Origin of the sequence: Rosettibacter firmus, from assembly GCF_036860695.1 — a bacterium.
GTDB classification, from domain to species: Bacteria; Bacteroidota; Ignavibacteria; order Ignavibacteriales; family Melioribacteraceae; genus Rosettibacter; species Rosettibacter firmus.
On the sequence record NZ_JAYKGJ010000005.1, the window covers coordinates 135,677 to 152,641 of the forward strand.

12 protein-coding genes and 1 tRNA gene are annotated in these 16,965 nt (G+C 32.6%); 12 read left to right on the forward strand and 1 reads right to left on the reverse strand.

Annotated features, from left to right (window positions below):
* The first annotated feature begins 52 nt into the window (after positions 1-52).
* The 11 genes from VJY38_RS13710 (at position 53) to cimA (ending at position 15,371) form a co-directional block, all read left to right on the forward strand.
* On the forward strand, positions 53-1,591 hold the full coding sequence (locus tag VJY38_RS13710; RefSeq protein WP_353681292.1) for a YifB family Mg chelatase-like AAA ATPase: 1,539 nt from the start codon (positions 53-55) through the stop codon (positions 1,589-1,591).
* A 143-nt stretch (positions 1,592-1,734) separates the two neighbouring features.
* Positions 1,735-3,600, forward strand: coding sequence for a right-handed parallel beta-helix repeat-containing protein (locus VJY38_RS13715; RefSeq protein ID WP_353681293.1), 1,866 nt, complete (start codon positions 1,735-1,737; stop codon positions 3,598-3,600).
* A 483-nt stretch (positions 3,601-4,083) separates the two neighbouring features.
* Positions 4,084-5,766: a dihydroxy-acid dehydratase gene (gene ilvD, locus VJY38_RS13720; RefSeq protein ID WP_353681294.1), complete on the forward strand. Its 1,683-nt coding sequence runs from the start codon at positions 4,084-4,086 to the stop codon at positions 5,764-5,766.
* Between the two features lie 22 nt (positions 5,767-5,788).
* Positions 5,789-7,507 carry a biosynthetic-type acetolactate synthase large subunit gene (gene ilvB / locus VJY38_RS13725; RefSeq protein WP_353681295.1) on the forward strand — a complete coding sequence of 573 codons (1,719 nt, stop codon included), beginning with the start codon at positions 5,789-5,791 and terminating at the stop codon, positions 7,505-7,507.
* 1 nt (position 7,508) lies between these two features.
* Positions 7,509-8,042, forward strand: coding sequence for an acetolactate synthase small subunit (gene ilvN, locus VJY38_RS13730; protein WP_353681296.1), 534 nt, complete (start codon positions 7,509-7,511; stop codon positions 8,040-8,042).
* A complete protein-coding gene (gene ilvC, locus VJY38_RS13735) occupies positions 8,039-9,031 on the forward strand; it encodes a ketol-acid reductoisomerase (RefSeq protein WP_353681297.1) in 993 nt (330 codons plus the stop codon). The genes ilvN and ilvC overlap by 4 nt, the downstream gene beginning before the upstream one ends.
* 32 nt (positions 9,032-9,063) lie before the next feature.
* On the forward strand, positions 9,064-10,158 hold the full coding sequence (leuB, locus tag VJY38_RS13740) for a 3-isopropylmalate dehydrogenase (RefSeq protein WP_353681298.1): 1,095 nt from the start codon (positions 9,064-9,066) through the stop codon (positions 10,156-10,158).
* Between the two features lie 140 nt (positions 10,159-10,298).
* On the forward strand, positions 10,299-11,879 hold the full coding sequence (locus VJY38_RS13745; RefSeq protein WP_353681299.1) for a 2-isopropylmalate synthase: 1,581 nt from the start codon (positions 10,299-10,301) through the stop codon (positions 11,877-11,879).
* 12 nt (positions 11,880-11,891) lie between these two features.
* On the forward strand, positions 11,892-13,187 hold the full coding sequence (locus VJY38_RS13750) for a 3-isopropylmalate dehydratase large subunit (RefSeq protein ID WP_353681300.1): 1,296 nt from the start codon (positions 11,892-11,894) through the stop codon (positions 13,185-13,187).
* A 17-nt stretch (positions 13,188-13,204) separates the two neighbouring features.
* The gene (locus VJY38_RS13755) at positions 13,205-13,762 is read left to right on the forward strand and encodes a 3-isopropylmalate dehydratase (RefSeq protein WP_353681301.1); all 558 of its coding nucleotides are present in this window, start codon (positions 13,205-13,207) and stop codon (positions 13,760-13,762) included.
* A 25-nt stretch (positions 13,763-13,787) separates the two neighbouring features.
* The gene (gene cimA / locus VJY38_RS13760; RefSeq protein ID WP_353681302.1) at positions 13,788-15,371 is read left to right on the forward strand and encodes a citramalate synthase; all 1,584 of its coding nucleotides are present in this window, start codon (positions 13,788-13,790) and stop codon (positions 15,369-15,371) included.
* Between the two features lie 34 nt (positions 15,372-15,405).
* On the opposite strand, the gene proC is transcribed toward cimA, so the two are convergent.
* Positions 15,406-16,236, reverse strand: coding sequence for a pyrroline-5-carboxylate reductase (proC, locus tag VJY38_RS13765; RefSeq protein ID WP_353681303.1), 831 nt, complete (start codon positions 16,234-16,236; stop codon positions 15,406-15,408).
* A 210-nt stretch (positions 16,237-16,446) separates the two neighbouring features.
* Between proC and VJY38_RS13770 the strand changes: the two genes are divergently transcribed.
* Positions 16,447-16,530, forward strand: a tRNA-Tyr gene (locus VJY38_RS13770).
* Positions 16,531-16,965: the final 435 nt, after the last annotated feature.

Genomic DNA, 16,965 nt, shown 5'->3' on the forward strand with positions numbered 1-16,965 from the left:
TTATTAAAAATAGATTTTTATTACTTTGAAAATATAATATAAACTTATAACTATGTTTTCAAAAGTACTTTCAGCAGCTACTTTTGGAATTGATGCATATAAAGTTGAAGTGGAAACTCATAGCGAGAAACAACTCCCTTCCATTACAATTGTTGGTCTACCAGATAATGCAGTAAAAGAAAGTAAAGAACGAGTACTGGCTGCACTTAAAAATTCCGGGATCGATTTATCCTTCAAAAAAATTACAGTCAATTTAGCTCCAGCTGATATTAAAAAAGAAGGAAGTGCATTCGATTTACCAATTGCCATTGGAATTTTAGCAGCCAATGAAATTGTAAATCAGAATTTACTCGAAAAAACTTTATTGCTTGGTGAATTATCTTTAGATGGATCTTTAAGAAAAATTAAAGGTGCACTACCAATTGCAGTTGAAGCAAGGAGATTAGGTATTGAAAATATAATTCTTCCTAAAGATTCTGTAAGAGAAGCATCAATTGTTGAAGGTATTAATGTCTACGGTCTTGAATGCTTGAATGAAGTAATACAATTTTTAAATTCGGAAAATAATTTTGAACCAGTTCATACAGATAAAGATGAAGTATTTGCAGAAGTTAATACATATCATCTTGATTTTTCAGATGTTAAAGGACAGGAAAATGCAAAACGTGCTCTTGAAATTGCAGCAGCTGGTGGTCATAATATCATTATGATTGGACCACCAGGTTCTGGAAAAACTATGCTCGCAAAAAGATTACCAACAATTCTTCCTCCTCTTACATTCGAAGAGGCACTCGAAACAACAAAAATTCATTCAGTTGCAGGAATTCTTCCTAAAGATAAAGCATTAATAACAGAAAGACCTTTTAGAAGTCCTCATCATACTGTAAGTGATGCAGCATTAATTGGAGGGGGAAGTATTCCTCGTCCAGGTGAAGTTTCGTTTGCTCATCATGGCGTTTTATTTTTAGATGAATTACCTGAATTCAAAAAGAATGTTTTAGAAGTTTTACGTCAACCACTTGAAGATTCGAAAGTTACAATTAGTAGATCAAAAATGTCTCTTGAGTTCCCGGCTAATTTCATGCTTGCTGCAGCAATGAATCCATGCCCATGTGGTTATTTTACAGATCCAACAAAAGAATGTACCTGCACAACTGCTCAAATTCAAAAATATATGGCAAAAATTTCTGGACCATTACTCGATAGAATTGATATTCATATAGAAGTTCCACCAGTAAAATTCAAAGAACTATCTTCAGCATCATCAGGTGAAAAATCTGAAGTTATTAGAAAAAGAGTAGTTGCTGCTCGCCAGATTCAACTGAAAAGATTTGCTGGTTTAAAAAATATTTATTGTAATGCTCATATGGGCACAAAAGAAATTAGAAAATTTTGCAAACTCGATAATCAATGCGAAGAATTATTAAAAATGGCTATGACTCGATTGGGTTTATCTGCACGTGCTTATGATAGAATTATTAAAGTAAGTAGAACAATTGCTGATTTAGAAAATTCAGAAAATATTTTACCACAACATATTAGCGAAGCAATTCAATATAGAGCTCTTGATAGAGAACTTTGGGGACATTAATTGTTAGTGTTTGTAGATAATTTATTAACAAACTTACATTTCATATAATTGTCTTGGGTTATAGATTTAATTATATTGCTCTCCGATTTCATCTTAATAAATAATTGAATATTTTTTTTAAGAATTTATTGTTAGAGGATAAAATGAAGAAGAAAAATTTTATTGGAATTATTTCTAATAGTAAAATTTATCTTTTATTCTTTTTAACATTTACCTGTATATTAAAGAATGAAACAATATCTCAACCTTCTGGAGGACCATACGGACCAATTTATCAAGTTTACGATATACCTAAAGTTTCTGGAAAAATTTATTTTGTTTCACCAGATGGAATTCCTGAAAACTCTGGCGAATCAATTTCTGAACCTACTACAATCGAAAAAGCAATCTCTAAAGCAAAAACAGGAGATGCTATAATTTTACGTGGTGGAGTTTATAGAACAGGGAATTTAGTTTTTAATCAGGGAATAATTATTCAATCATATAAAGATGAACAACCAGTTTTCAAAGGGACTTATGTAGCAACTGATTGGAAAAGTCTTGGTAATGGATTATGGATAACTAAATGGGATCGTTTATTCCCATCAAAACCAGCAGATTGGTGGATGCGAGATAGAGAAGGTAAAAAAACTCCATTGCATAGATTTAATAATGATATGGTTTTTGTAAATGGAAAATTTTTACAATCAGCTGGCTGGGAAGGAGAAGTAGATGAAAATTCTTATTACATTGATTATGATAGAGGCGTTGTTTATATAGGAACTGATCCTACAAATAAGCTGGTTGAAATTACAGCATTTGACGCTGCTTTAATAAGAACGACTAAAGAAGTAAACGGAATGAAACCAGATAAAAAAGGACCAAAAATAAAAGGAATAACATTTACTCAATATGCCTACAGAGCATTAGAAGTGGAAGGAACTGAACCCGAAGGTCCAGCAGACGAAAAAACATTTGGGAAAGATGTTGTGGGTACATTAATTGAAAATTGTACAATAACATTTTGCTCACGAGTCGCAGGTTATATCCGTGGAGATAGCCTTGTTATAAGACATTGTAAAGTGAGTGATACAAGCACAGAAGGAATTTATATAATTAGTTCTAACGATGTTTTGCTTGAAAAAAACATTTTTACTCGAAATAATATTGAACGAATTACCGGTTACTATCCAGCTGCTGTAAAAATTTTTAATCAGTGCCATAGAGTAACATGTAATGATAATCTTGTAATTGATCTTCCATACTCAAATGGAATCTGGTATGATGTAGGAAATGTTGATGGTGTTTTTATTAATAACTGGATTGAAAATGTTGGAAATAACAGAACAGAACTGAACATAAATCAACCATGGCCCAGTGATAACGGATTTTTCTTTGAAATTTCAAAAGGGGCAATTTGTGCTGGTAATGTATTTGTAAATTGTGACCATGGTATATGGGTATTAAATAGTTCTAATGTTAAAGTATATAATAACACTTTTATAAATAGTACTGCATGTATTTCTCGAAATGCTCGTGTTGCAGCTGGAGATCATTTTGGTTGGCATGCTAGTACTGGTCCGGATATAGATAAAAGAGAAGGTCATGAATTTGTAAATAATTTATTATATGCAGATGCTGATTTTAAGAGACCTTTATTGTACGTATGGCAACCAGCACAATTATGTGATAAACTAATTAAACCTCAATTAAATATACTTGATTATAATTATTATGTTCGTCAGTCAAATAATTATGATATTTTAATTCTCTGGAGTCCTTTTAAAAATGAAAAGTGTCAATCAAGTTTTAAAAATTTAGAAGATTTAAAAAATCTTTATCCTCAATTTGCTAAGAATAGTAAGTATTATGCAGATTATGATAAACCAATCTTTAAAAGTTTTGAATTACATGATTTTCATCTATTGAAGTCGTTTGCCGATTCTACATCAGGTTCAAAAGTTCCTGAATTTATGAAGAAGTTTATTAAAACGAAGAAAAGCTATATAGGTGCATATCCAGTTGATTAATAATTATACTCCGGTGAAATTTTCGCGGCTGCTAATAAATAATTGTAGCAGCCTTTTTGTATTATAAAGACTGAATGGTATCTTTAGTTATAATAAGAGGGGAAAATTTAGCAGATAAGTTTATTCATATTAATGAATAATTATGCAAAAAATTTTAAAATAATACTTGACATATTAAAATATATCCATTATAATTGTATGTAAATTATGGTTGACAATTATAAACATATCGTTGCATATCAAAAAATTAATGGGCAGCAATTGCTCGTCGAAGTCAACCGAACAAAATTTCATATTAACACATCTTTAGATATTCACCTCATTGGGATTACTATTCTAATTATTAACCTAATTATAATTCTAGGCTAATAATTATAGTCAATCCCTAAGCCTATTAAAACATTTGACAATTAGAATTAGGGATTGACTAAATCCTTGAGGTATATCTAAAGATGAATAATTAAAAATAATTTATGAGGTCATATGCGATCTGATTTAATAAAAAAAGGTTTTGACAAAGCTCCTCATAGAAGTTTATTAAAAGCAACGGGAGTAATAAAATCAGATGATGATTTCAAAAAGCCTTTTATAGGTATATGTAATTCATACATAGATTTAATACCCGGTCATGTTCACTTACAGGAGTTTGGGAAAGTAGTAAAAGACGAAGTTCGAAAAGCTGGAGGAGTACCATTTGAGTTTAATACAATAGGTGTTGATGATGGAATTGCTATGGGGCATATAGGTATGAGATTTTCACTTGCAAGTAGAGAATTAATTGCCGATAGCGTAGAAACGGTGGTAGAAGCTCATCGTCTTGATGCAATAATATGCATACCAAATTGCGATAAAATTGTGCCTGGTATGTTGATGGCTGCTGTAAGATTAAATATTCCCACAATTTTCATTTCTGGTGGACCAATGAAAGCAGGACATACACCTTCAGGTGAAGTTATTGATTTGATATCTGTCTTCGAAGGTGTGGGAAAATTCTCATCTGGCCAGATCGATGAAAAGAAATTGAAAGAACTCGAAGACTTTGGTTGTCCAACATGCGGTTCATGTGCTGGAATGTTTACAGCAAACTCTATGAATTGTTTAATGGAAGCGCTCGGTATTGCATTGCCAGGCAATGGAACAATTTTAGCAGTTGATCCTCGGCGGGAAGAACTTGCAAGACAGGCAGCAAGAAAAATAATGGAATTAATTCAACTCGATTTAAAACCACGCGATATTATTACACGTGAATCTATCCTGAATGCTTTCGCTCTTGATATGGCAATGGGAGGAAGTACCAATACTATTCTTCATACACTTGCAATTGCTAACGAAGCAGGAATTAATTTTGACTTGAATGAAATAAATAAACTTTCACAAAAAGTTCCATATATCTGTAAAGTTTCACCGGCTACTAAAGATGTTCATATCGAAGATGTTGATAGAGCCGGTGGTATTTCAGCAATTTTAAATGAACTTTCTAAACTTGATGGAGTTTTAAATCTCTCTTTACCAACTGTTACAGGAAAAACACTTGGAGAAAATATTAAAAATGCAGAAGTAAAAGATAGAAATGTTATTAGAAGTATAAATGAACCATTTAGAAAAACAGGTGGTCTTACAGTTTTGTTTGGAAACTTAGCACCAAAAGGTGCAATTGTTAAATCAGGTGCTGTTGATGAACATATGCTTGTCTTTAAAGGTCCAGCAATAGTTTTTAATTCGCAAGACGAAGCAATTGAAGGAATAAGAAATGGTAAAGTTAAACCCGGTAATGTTGTTGTAATACGATATGAAGGACCGAAAGGTGGCCCGGGAATGCCGGAAATGCTTGCACCAACTAGCGAAATTATGGGAATGGGTTTGGGTGATAAAGTAGCATTGTTGACTGATGGTCGATTTTCTGGTGGAACAAGAGGAGCCTGTATTGGACATATATCTCCAGAAGCTGCAGAAAAAGGTCCAATAGCAGCAGTGGAAAATGGAGATATAATTTCAATTGATATACCTAATTATTCTCTTAACGTTGAATTAAGTGATGAAGAAATTCAAAATAGATTAAATAAATTGCCAAAGTTCAAACCTAAGATTAATAAAGGTTATCTGGGTCGTTATTCAAGACTGGTTACTTCTGCACACACTGGTGCAATTTTAAGTTTACCTGATTAAATAAATAAATGGGGTTTTAATTATGAATACTAGAAAAAAAACAATGACAGGGGCGGATATATTTTTCGAATGCCTCAAACGCGAAGGCGTTGAGTATATATTCGGTTATCCAGGTGGAGCTGTATTAAAAATCTACGAGAAACTTTATGATATAGATTTTCTTAAACATATACTTGTACGACACGAACAAGGTGCTACACACATGGCAGAAGGCTATGCTAAAGCTACAGGTAAAGTTGGTGTAGTACTGGTTACCTCGGGACCTGGTGCTACTAATACTGTAACTGGTATTGCAGATGCCTATATGGACTCTGTCCCTCTGGTTGTTTTTACTGGTCAAGTACCAACTCATTTAATAGGAAATGATGCATTCCAGGAAGCAGATATATGTGGAATTACCAGACCAATTACAAAACATAATTTCCTGGTTAGAGATATTTCAGAATTAGCAACCACAATTAAACAGGCTTTCTATATAGCATCTACTGGTAGACCAGGACCAGTTGTTGTAGATTTACCTAAAAATGTTATTAATAGTATTACTGAATTTGATTATCCAGATAAAGTTGAACTTAGAGGTTATAAACCAAGAGTTTATGGCCATCAAAATCAAATTAAAAAAGCTGCTATGATGATTCAAAAATCTAAGAGACCTTTACTTTATGTAGGTGGTGGTGTAATTATGTCAGGCGGACATCGTGAATTATATCTCTTAGCTAAAGAAAATAATTTACCTGTTACAATGACACTTCAAGGATTAGGTGCTTTCCCGGGCAACGATAGACAATCACTTGGAATGCTTGGAATGCATGGCACTTACTGGGCTAATCAAGCTGTAAATAATTGTGATTTACTTATTTCTCTTGGGGCAAGATTTGATGATAGAGTAACTGGTAAAGTGGATACCTTCGCAAAAAATGCTTATAAAATTCATGTTGATATCGATCCAACATGTATTGATAAAAATGTAATTGTAGATTTACCAATTGTTGGTGATGTTAAACATGTAATGGCTGAACTTGCAGCAGAAATTTCTGAAAAACCCGATTTAACAGAATGGTGGGAACAAATCGAAGCATGGAAAGAAGAATGTCCACTGGAATATGATATGTCAGATGGTAGATTAAGAGCACAATATATAATTGAAAAACTTTCAGAACTTACAAATGGTGATGCAATTGTTGTTACAGATGTTGGTCAGCATCAAATGTGGGTTGCACAATATTATAAATTTAATCACCCCAGAACTCATATCACAAGTGGTGGTTTAGGAACAATGGGTTTTGCTCTTCCAGCTTCAATAGGTGTTGCATTTGCAGTGAAAGATAAACCAGTTTTGTGTATTACAGGGGACGGCGGTTTTCAAATGAATATGCAAGAACTTGCAACAGCTTCTTATAATAAATTACCAATTAAAATATTCATAATAAATAATTCATTCCTTGGAATGGTTCGACAATGGCAGGAATTATTCCATGCAGAAAAATATAGCTTTACTGATTTATCTGATAGTAATCCAGATTTTGTTAAGCTAGCAGAAGCTTTTGATATTAAAGCTTATTCTGTAAGTAATATTCAAGATGTAGAACCTGTACTGAAAGAAGCACTTGCTTATAACGAAGGACCAATACTTGTTGATTTCAAAGTTGTTAAAGAAGATATGGTTTTCCCGATTGTTCCTGCTGGTGCATCAATCAGCGATATGATAATTCGCAGACTAGATCCAAAGGAGATGATATAAAATGTTACACGTAATATCAGCATTAGTAGAAAATAAATTTGGTGCTTTCAATCGCGTTGTAACAATGTTTAGCGCCAAAGGCTATAATGTTCACTCAATTTCAATAGGCGAAACTGAAGACCCAACTATTTCAAGAATGACAATTGTTACAGAAGGCGAAGATAAGGTGATTGAACAAATTGTTAAACAATTAAACAGATTAATCGATACAATTAAAATCGTGGATTTGACATATCAACCAAAAGTTCAAAGAGAATTACTGTTGATTACTGTTGGTTATCAGAAGGGGACAAGATCAGAAATAATTGATATCTGTGAAATATTTCGTGGTAATGTGGTTGATATAAATAATAAAACATTAATGCTCGAAATAACCGGACCCCCCGAAAAGATCGACGCAGCAATTAATGTTCTCGAACCATATGGTATAAAAGAAATTGCAAGATCTGGTTTGGTTGCCTTAAGAAGAGGCGAGCAATCCAGAAAACTAAATAAATCTGAAACTGAAACTAACAAAGTTGGAGAATTAAAATGAAAATTTATTACGATGCAGATGCAGACTTAAATTTATTAAAAGAGAAAAAATTAACGGTAATTGGCTATGGTAGCCAGGGTCATGCTCATGCATTGAACTTAAAAGATAGTGGTTTGGATGTAGCAGTAGGTTTAAGAAAAACAAGTGCTCGCTGGAAAGAAGCAGAAGAAGCTGGATTAAAAGTTTTTACAGTTGAAGAAGCATCGGAATGGGGTGATGTTATAATGATTCTTTTACCAGATCAGAATCATAAAGAAGTTTATGAAAATGAAATTAAACCGCATCTTAAAACAGGTAAAGCTTTAGCTTTTGCTCATGGTTTCAATATTTTTTATAAACAGGTAATTCCACCAAACGATGTTGATGTTATTATGATTGCTCCAAAAGGTCCCGGTCATCTGGTACGAAGAACATTTCAAAATGGAAGTGGTACACCATGCTTAATAGCAATTCATCAAGACTATACTGGAAAGGCTAAAGATATAGCACTTGCATGGGCTAAAGGTATTGGTGGAACACGCGCAGGTGTTATTGAAACTACATTTAAAGATGAAACAGAAACTGATTTATTTGGCGAACAGGCTGTGTTATGTGGTGGTTCTGCAGAATTGGTTAAAGCGGGTTTTGAAACTTTAGTGGAAGCAGGATATCCTCCTGAACTTGCTTACTTTGAATGCATGCATGAATTGAAATTAATTGTTGATCTTTATTACGAAGGTGGTTTAACAAGAATGAATTATTCAGTCAGTGATACAGCAGAATATGGTGGTATGACAAGAGGTCCAAAAGTTATAAATGCTGATACAAAAAAAGTAATGAAACAAATTCTTGAAGATATTCAAACAGGTAAATTTGCAGAAGAATGGATTAATGAAAATAAAAATGGGCAACCAGTACTTAAAAAACTAAGAGAAGAAAATAAGAATCACTTAATTGAAAAAGTTGGAGCTCAATTAAGAAGTATGATGAGCTGGTTGACAAATAAATAAAATTTTATGAATAAGAAATTTTGGAGTATAGAATGTATAAAATTACTCTTTTACCCGGAGATGGAATTGGTCCCGAAGTTACATCCGCAGCAGTAAAAGTACTTAAATGTGTAGGCGAAAAATTTAATACAGAATTTAATTTTAATACTGCTTTGATTGGCGGTGCTTCTTACGATAAATTTTCTACACCATTGACTGATGATGTGTTGAATGAATGTTATAGTTCTGATGTAGTATTTCTGGGTGCAGTTGGTGGTCCTAAATGGGAAAATCTTCCTCATCACCTAAAACCAGAAGCAGCTCTTCTGAAACTCAGAAAAGCATTGGGCTTATATGCAAATCTTCGCCCAGCTAAAGTTTATACACCAATGCTTTCTTATTCATCTTTGAAAGAAGAAATTTTGAAAGATACTGATGTTATGATTGTAAGAGAATTAACCGGTGGAATTTATTTTGGTAATCCTCGTGGCTATGATGAAGAAAAAGGTTTTAATACAATGATTTATACAAAAGATGAAGTCGAAAGAATTGCAAAAACAGCTTTTGAACTTGCAAAGGTTAGAAATAAAAAAGTTACATCTGTAGATAAAGCAAATGTTCTAGAAGTATCACAATTCTGGCGCAAAATTGTTATTGATGTTCATAAAAATTATCCAGATATAGAGCTTAATCATATGTATGTTGATAATGCAGCAATGCAATTGGTGAGATATCCAAAACAATTTGATGTTATTCTTACATCAAATCTTTTTGGTGATATTCTCAGCGATATTGCTGCTATGATTACTGGTAGTCTTGGAATGCTTCCTTCAGCAAGTATTGGTTCTAAGTATGCTTTATATGAACCTGTTCATGGAAGCGCACCAGATATTGCAGGTAAAAATATTGCAAATCCAATTGCAGCAATTTCTTCTGCTGCTATGATGCTTAAGTATTCTTTTCAAATGGATAAAGCAGCCGAGTTAATAGAAAATTCAATCGAAAATGTACTTTCAAAAGGATATAGAACAAAAGATATTTATAAAGAAGGAGATAAACTTGTCTCTACGGATGAAATGACTGATAAAATAATTGAAGAATTTGAAAAACTTTTTACTAAGGAAGCAATAAATGTATTTACACTATAATTTTTTAAGAAAAGATTTTGCTTCAAGAATATTTCACAATGTATTTTAATAAAAATTTTCAAACAGATAAGAATAAAGGAAGATTTATTATTGAATAGTCAGTTATTAATCAATAAGTATGGTAAACATAAGAGGTAAATATGGAACCAACAAGGATATTGATATTTGATACTACATTAAGAGATGGTGAACAATCACCTGGTGCTTCTTTAAATGTTCATGAAAAATTAGAGATAGCACATCAACTCGCAAAATTAAATGTTGATATAATAGAAGCAGGTTTTCCAATTTCTTCGCCCGCTCAATTTGAAGCAGTTAGAAGAATTGCTGAAGAAGTAAATTGTATAATAGCTGCTCTGGCAAGAGCAAACGAAAAAGATATCAAAGCAGCGGCAGATGCTCTATTACCTGCGCCAAGAAAAAGAATTCATACATTCGCAAGTACATCAGATTATCATATATTAGGAAAATTTGGCCACGAAAAATATGGCCGAAGCCTCGAAGAAAAAAGAAAAACAATTTTAAAAATGTCAATTGATGCTGTTACTTATGCGAAAACATTTACAGATGATGTGGAATTTTCTGCAGAAGATGCTGGTAGAACAGATATAGGCTATCTTTCAGAAGTAATAGAAGCAGCAATCGAAGCAGGTGCTACAACTGTTAATATCCCTGATACTACAGGTTATACTTTGCCATTTGAATTTGGAAATAAAATTGCTGAATTGAAAAAGAGAGTTAAAAATATAGATAAAGCAATTATAAGTGTACATTGCCACAACGATCTTGGACTTGCAGTTGCTAATTCATTATCGGCAATTCTTAATGGTGCACGTCAGGTTGAATGTACGATTAATGGAATTGGTGAGCGTGCTGGTAATGCTTCGCTCGAAGAGATTGTAATGATTTTAAATGTGAGAAAAGATTTATTGAATTACTATACTAATATCAATACACGAGAAATTTATAATACAAGCAAAATGGTTTCTGCATTTACTGGACTCCTTGTTCAAAGAAATAAAGCAATTGTTGGAGAAAATGCATTTGCGCATGAATCAGGAATTCATCAAGACGGTGTTCTTAAAAACAGAGAAACATACGAAATTATGACTCCTGAAAGTGTTGGAATTCCTAAAAATAAAATTGTTTTGGGGAGACATTCAGGAAGACATGGATTAAAAGTAAGATTGCAGGAATTAGGTTATACTGTGAATGATGAGGAACTTCAAAAAGTTTATGATGCTTTTATTGAACTTGCAGATAAAAAGAAAGAAGTGTTTGATGATGACTTAAGAATGTTAATGGGAGATGAAATTCAGAAACGGGAAGAAATATATGAACTTGATTATTTACACGTGAATGCAGGAACAAATCTTGTCCCTAATGCAGTGGTTCGTATAAAAGTTGGTGATAAGATAATCGAAGAATCTGCTACAGGTGATGGTCCTGTTGATGCAGTGTTTAACTCAATCGAAAGAGCATTATCAATAAAATCTGAATTAGAATCTTATCAGGTTCGTTCAGTTACAGCTGGAAGAGAAGCAATGGGCGAAGTTATTGTTAGAATTAGAAGTGGTGGTAAGTCTTTTACAGGAAGAGGAATTTCAACCGATATTATAGAAGCTAGTGCAAAATCTTATTTAAATGCACTCAACCAGAAAGAATTATACTTCAAAGAAGAACCATTAAATAAAAAGGAACAAATCTCAGAAGTAATTTAAAGGGAATTATAAATGGGGATGACTATTACTGAAAAAATTCTTGCAAAAGCTTCGGGACGAAAAAGAGTTGAACCCGGAGAAAATATATGGCTTAATGTTGATGTATTAATGACACACGATGTATGTGGTCCACCAACTATTGAAATATGGAAAAGAGAATTTGGTGACAAAGCAAAAATCTGGGATAAGAAAAAAGTTGTGATCTTTCCAGACCATTACATTTTTACAAAAAATCCTCAAGCAAATAGAAATGTAAATATATTACGTGAATTTGCAAGTCATTATGATTTACCAAATTATTATGATGTTGGAACTGAAAGGTATAAAGGCGTTTGTCATATGGCTCTTGCTGAAGAAGGATATAATTTACCCGGAACGGTTTTGTTTGGCACAGATTCTCATACATGTACTTCAGGTGCATTTGGAATGTTTTCAACAGGTGTAGGCAATACTGATGCAGCATTTATACTCGGTACAGGAAAAATATGGGAAAAAGTACCCGAATCAATGAAATTTATATTTGAAGGTACATTGCCTCCTTATTTAACAGCAAAAGATTTAATACTTCAGGTACTTGGAGATATTACAACCGAAGGTGGAACTTATCGAGCTCTTGAATTTGATGGAGAAGCTATTTATTCAATGCAAATGGATGAAAGAATGACTTTAACAAATATGGCTATAGAAGCAGGAGCGATGAATGGCATTATAAAAGCTGATGAAATAACAGAAAAATATGTTCGCGAACGAACAAATGCTCCATATGAAATTTTTGAAAGTGATCCAGATGCTAAATACAGAGAAGTCTATAAATATAATGTTAATGATATTGAACCATTAGTAGCTAAACCTCATAGCCCAGATAACAGAGATACAGTTCGGAATGTTCAGGGAACAAAACTTACAAAATGTTATATAGGTTCTTGCACCGGTGGTAAATTAAGTGACTTTCTTAATGCAGCAAAAATTATTTTTGGTAAACAAGTTAAAGTACCAACATTTGTTGTTCCGGCAAGTACTTATATTTATAATCAATTAGAAGTTGAAACAATCAATGGAGTATCATTAAAACAAATTTTTGAAAATGCAGGATGTGTAATAGCACCTTCTTCATGTGCTGCTTGTCTTGGTGGACCAGCAGATACTGTTGGAAGAGCTCAGGATGGCGAAGTAATAATTTCTACTACTAATAGAAATTTCCCTGGTAGAATGGGAAGTAAAAAATCAGAAGTATATTTAGCATCGCCATTAACTGTAGCAGCTTCAGCTGTAACAGGAGTTATTACAGATCCAAGAGAATTTTTATAAAAATTTGGGAATTAATTATGGAAAAAATTATTAAAGGAAAAGCATTTGTTCTTGGTGATAATATAGATACAGATCAAATAATTCCTGCTGAACATCTGGTCTATAGTTTAAGTGATCCAGAGGAATCAAAAAAATATGGTCATTTTGCACTTTCAGGTGTACCATTAAAAAATTCTGGATTACCTGATGGAGGAATTCCATTTATCGAAGGAGATAATTATCAATCAAAATATAATATCATTATTGGTGGTTCTAATTTTGGTTGTGGTTCGTCGAGAGAACATGCACCTTTTGCTTTGCAGATGGCGGGAGTTAAAGTTATTGTAGCAGAATCTTATGCAAGAATTTTTTATCGAAATTGTGTTGATGGTGGTTTTGTTATACCTTATGAAACTCAAGTAAAATTGAATGATAAAATTAAAACCAATGACGAACTCGAAATTGATTTAGAAAATAATATACTGGTGAACTTAAACACTGGCGATAAATTTCAATTAAATCCATTGGGAGATATACTGCCAATACTCGAAGCAGGAAATATTTTTGAATATGCTCGTAAGAATAATATGATTTGATAGAACAAAATAAAGAGGTAAGAATATGTTTATAGAAATATTTGACACAACACTAAGGGATGGTACACAAGGCGAAGGTGTTAACCTTTCAGTGCAGGATAAATTGCTAATTGCAAAAAGACTTGATGAATTTGGAATTGACATTATTGAAGGTGGATGGCCTGGTAGTAATCCTAAGGATGAAGAATTTTTTAAGCAGGCAAAAAATCTTAATCTATCTCATGCTAAGCTTACTTCATTTGGTTCAACAGCTCGATCTATTCAAAATGTTGAAGGTGATTATAATCTCAATTCGCTATTACAGTCCGAAACACCAATTATTACTATTTTTGGTAAAACATGGCAACTTCATTCTCAAAAAGGTTTGGGATTAACAGATGAAGAAAATGCAGAATTAATTTATAAATCTGTTAAATTTCTTAAATCTCACGGAAGAAGAGTAATCTTTGATGCCGAACATTTTTTTGATGGTTATAAACACAATCCCCAATTTGCAATGAATATGCTTCAAGCAGCAAGTGATGCAGGTGCAGATACACTGGTTCTTTGTGATACAAATGGTGGTTCTTTGCCCGATGAAGTTTATAATATTGTTCTGGAAGTTAAAAAGAGATTTAATCTTCAAATAGGAATTCATGCACATAACGACGCAGAACTGGCTGTTGCTAATTCACTTGCAGCAGTAAAAGCTGGTGCAACTCATGTTCATGGTACAATCAATGGTGTTGGTGAAAGATGTGGCAATGCAAATTTATGTAGTATAATTCCTAATTTATTATTAAAAATGAATTTAGAGACTAATCAAAAAAATACATTGCAACATCTAACATCACTATCAAATTTTGTTTATGAAATAATGAATATTCATCCAAACACAAGAAGTGCTTACACTGGTAAATCTGCTTTTGCTCATAAAGGCGGTGTTCACGTGAGTGCTGTAATGAAAGATAGTAGAATGTATGAACACATCCAACCTGAATTGGTAGGAAATAAACAAAGAGTTTTGATTTCTGATTTATCTGGACAAAGCAACATTAAATATAAAGCTAAAGAAGTTGGAATTGATATTTCTGATGATAAAGAATTAAGTAAAAGATTGGTTAACTATATTAAATCTTTGGAATATGATGGCTATCAATTTGATGGGGCTGAAGCGTCATTTGAATTATTATTCAGAACAGAAACAAATGAATTTTCTCCATTCTTCAGATTAATTGATGCAAAAGTAAATGTATTTTATGACGCAGATGGTCATACAAGTTCAGAAGCTGTCCTTAAGATCGAAGTTAATAACGAAATTGAACATACAGCAGCAGATGGTAATGGTCCTGTAAATGCACTTGATACAGCATTGAGAAAAGCATTGTTGAGATTTTATCCTGAAATTTCAAAAATAAAATTAGTTGATTATAAAGTTCGTGTACTTGATGAAAAAGAAGGGACTGGTGCTAAAGTGCGTGTAATGATTGAATCGAGTGATGGAGAAAGTACGTGGGGTACTGTTGGTGTATCAACCAACATTATCGAAGCAAGTTTTAAAGCATTAAGTGATAGTATAAATTATTGTTTGTTTAAGAATTATAAAAATCAACAGGTATTTAAATCATAGTTTATAGGGGATGAAATAAAAGTTAAATTTGCTTTTAGTTCATCCCTGTATTATTTAATCCATTTAGACGAGCTAATTCTCTTGATCTTTCTTCGGCTCTTAAAATTGCACTGGAAAGTATTTCTGCAAAATTATTTTTCTTAAGTATTTCAAATGCTGCTTCTGTTGTTCCACCTTTAGAAGCTACTTTTTTAATTAATGTTTCCAAATCTAAATCAGAGTTATTAATAACATGGAAAGCTCCATGCATTGTATGTTTAACCAGTAAACTTGCAAGACTTTCATCGAATCCCATTTTTTTTGCAGTTTCTATCATAATCATAACAATATAATAAAAATAAGCTGGTCCACTTCCACTGAGAGCAGTAACACCATCCATAAGATTTTCATCTTCAATCATGAATGTTCTTCCTGTTGTACTCAATAAATTTTCAACAGTAGATATATGATGTATATTTGTTTTTTCAGAAGGTATATATACTGTAATTCCCATTCCATATTGTGCAGGCATGTTAGGCATTGCTCTTACAATAATCTCGTGATTGAGAGCGGTTTGTAAATGCTTTAATTTTATACCTGCTAAAATAGATATAACAAGAGTCTCTTTATTAATTTTATTTGTTATTGATGAAGCAACATTTAAAAAGTCCTGAGGTTTTACAGATAGAATCAGAACATCTGTATTTAATGCTTCTTGAGTAATACCATTGAAAACAGTACCTAAATTTAATTCTTCTAACTTTTTTGCATGCTCTGAATTTTTTGCAATAAGAAATAAGTCATTACAGTTAGTTTTATGATATTGAATGAAAGAACGTGCATATGTCAAACCCATATTGCCGCAACCAATAATAGATATTTTCATTATATCACCTTTATTATGGAATTAATTGTGTAAAAATAGAAATTTTTTGATTTTTATTATATTTGAAAAGTAAATTTTAGTAATTATTCTTAATCATTTATCTTACAATTCTGAAAGATTTTTGAATAAATTATATATTAATCTTGCTTTTTTTAATCTATGCTTCTATATTTGATGCTCGTTTTTTGAGTTTATGGGTGTAATTTGTCCGGGCGGACGCCGGAGTTGGAGAGCCGGGGCGGACTGTAAATCCGTTGGCGAATGCCTTTGGGGGTTCGAATCCCTCGCCGCCCACAAAAAATTTCAAATTATTTTGCTATAAAAATTTAAAGTTGGTAAGAAAAATAATTACTGGTTCTTTTTGATATTATAAGTTCAGCGTACAAAAAAACTAATGATAAACATTAATAAGTTTGTGCTTTGAAATTTTATAGTAAAAATAATAGTTCTTTATTTGATTACTGAATAAGCTGATGTAGCTCAGTCCGTCACGGAGTGACGGGATCTCGCCTCAACAAAGTTGAGGCGGATTGGTAGAGCACTTCCTTGGTAAAGGAAGAAAGTTATTTATAAAGTTTGATTACTGAATAAGCTGATGTAGCTCAGTCCGTCACGGAGTGACGAGATCTCGCCTCAACAAAGTTGAGGCGGATTGGTAGAGCACTTCCTTGGTAAAGGAAGAAAGTTATTTATAAAGTTTGATTACTGAATAAGCTGATGTAGCTCAGT

Excerpts from the sequence above, each read along its gene's own strand:
- VJY38_RS13710 (WP_353681292.1), top strand. The coding sequence starts at position 53 with ATGTTTTCAAAAGTACTTTCAGCAGCTACTTTTGGAATTGATGCATAT.
- VJY38_RS13715 (WP_353681293.1), top strand. The coding sequence starts at position 1,735 with ATGAAGAAGAAAAATTTTATTGGAATTATTTCTAATAGTAAAATTTAT.
- ilvD (WP_353681294.1), top strand. The coding sequence starts at position 4,084 with ATGCGATCTGATTTAATAAAAAAAGGTTTTGACAAAGCTCCTCATAGA.
- ilvB (WP_353681295.1), top strand. The coding sequence starts at position 5,789 with ATGAATACTAGAAAAAAAACAATGACAGGGGCGGATATATTTTTCGAA.
- ilvN (WP_353681296.1), top strand. The coding sequence starts at position 7,509 with ATGTTACACGTAATATCAGCATTAGTAGAAAATAAATTTGGTGCTTTC.
- ilvC (WP_353681297.1), top strand. The coding sequence starts at position 8,039 with ATGAAAATTTATTACGATGCAGATGCAGACTTAAATTTATTAAAAGAG.
- leuB (WP_353681298.1), top strand. The coding sequence starts at position 9,064 with ATGTATAAAATTACTCTTTTACCCGGAGATGGAATTGGTCCCGAAGTT.
- VJY38_RS13745 (WP_353681299.1), top strand. The coding sequence starts at position 10,299 with ATGGAACCAACAAGGATATTGATATTTGATACTACATTAAGAGATGGT.
- VJY38_RS13750 (WP_353681300.1), top strand. The coding sequence starts at position 11,892 with ATGGGGATGACTATTACTGAAAAAATTCTTGCAAAAGCTTCGGGACGA.
- VJY38_RS13755 (WP_353681301.1), top strand. The coding sequence starts at position 13,205 with ATGGAAAAAATTATTAAAGGAAAAGCATTTGTTCTTGGTGATAATATA.
- cimA (WP_353681302.1), top strand. The coding sequence starts at position 13,788 with ATGTTTATAGAAATATTTGACACAACACTAAGGGATGGTACACAAGGC.
- proC (WP_353681303.1), bottom strand. The coding sequence starts at position 16,236 with ATGAAAATATCTATTATTGGTTGCGGCAATATGGGTTTGACATATGCA.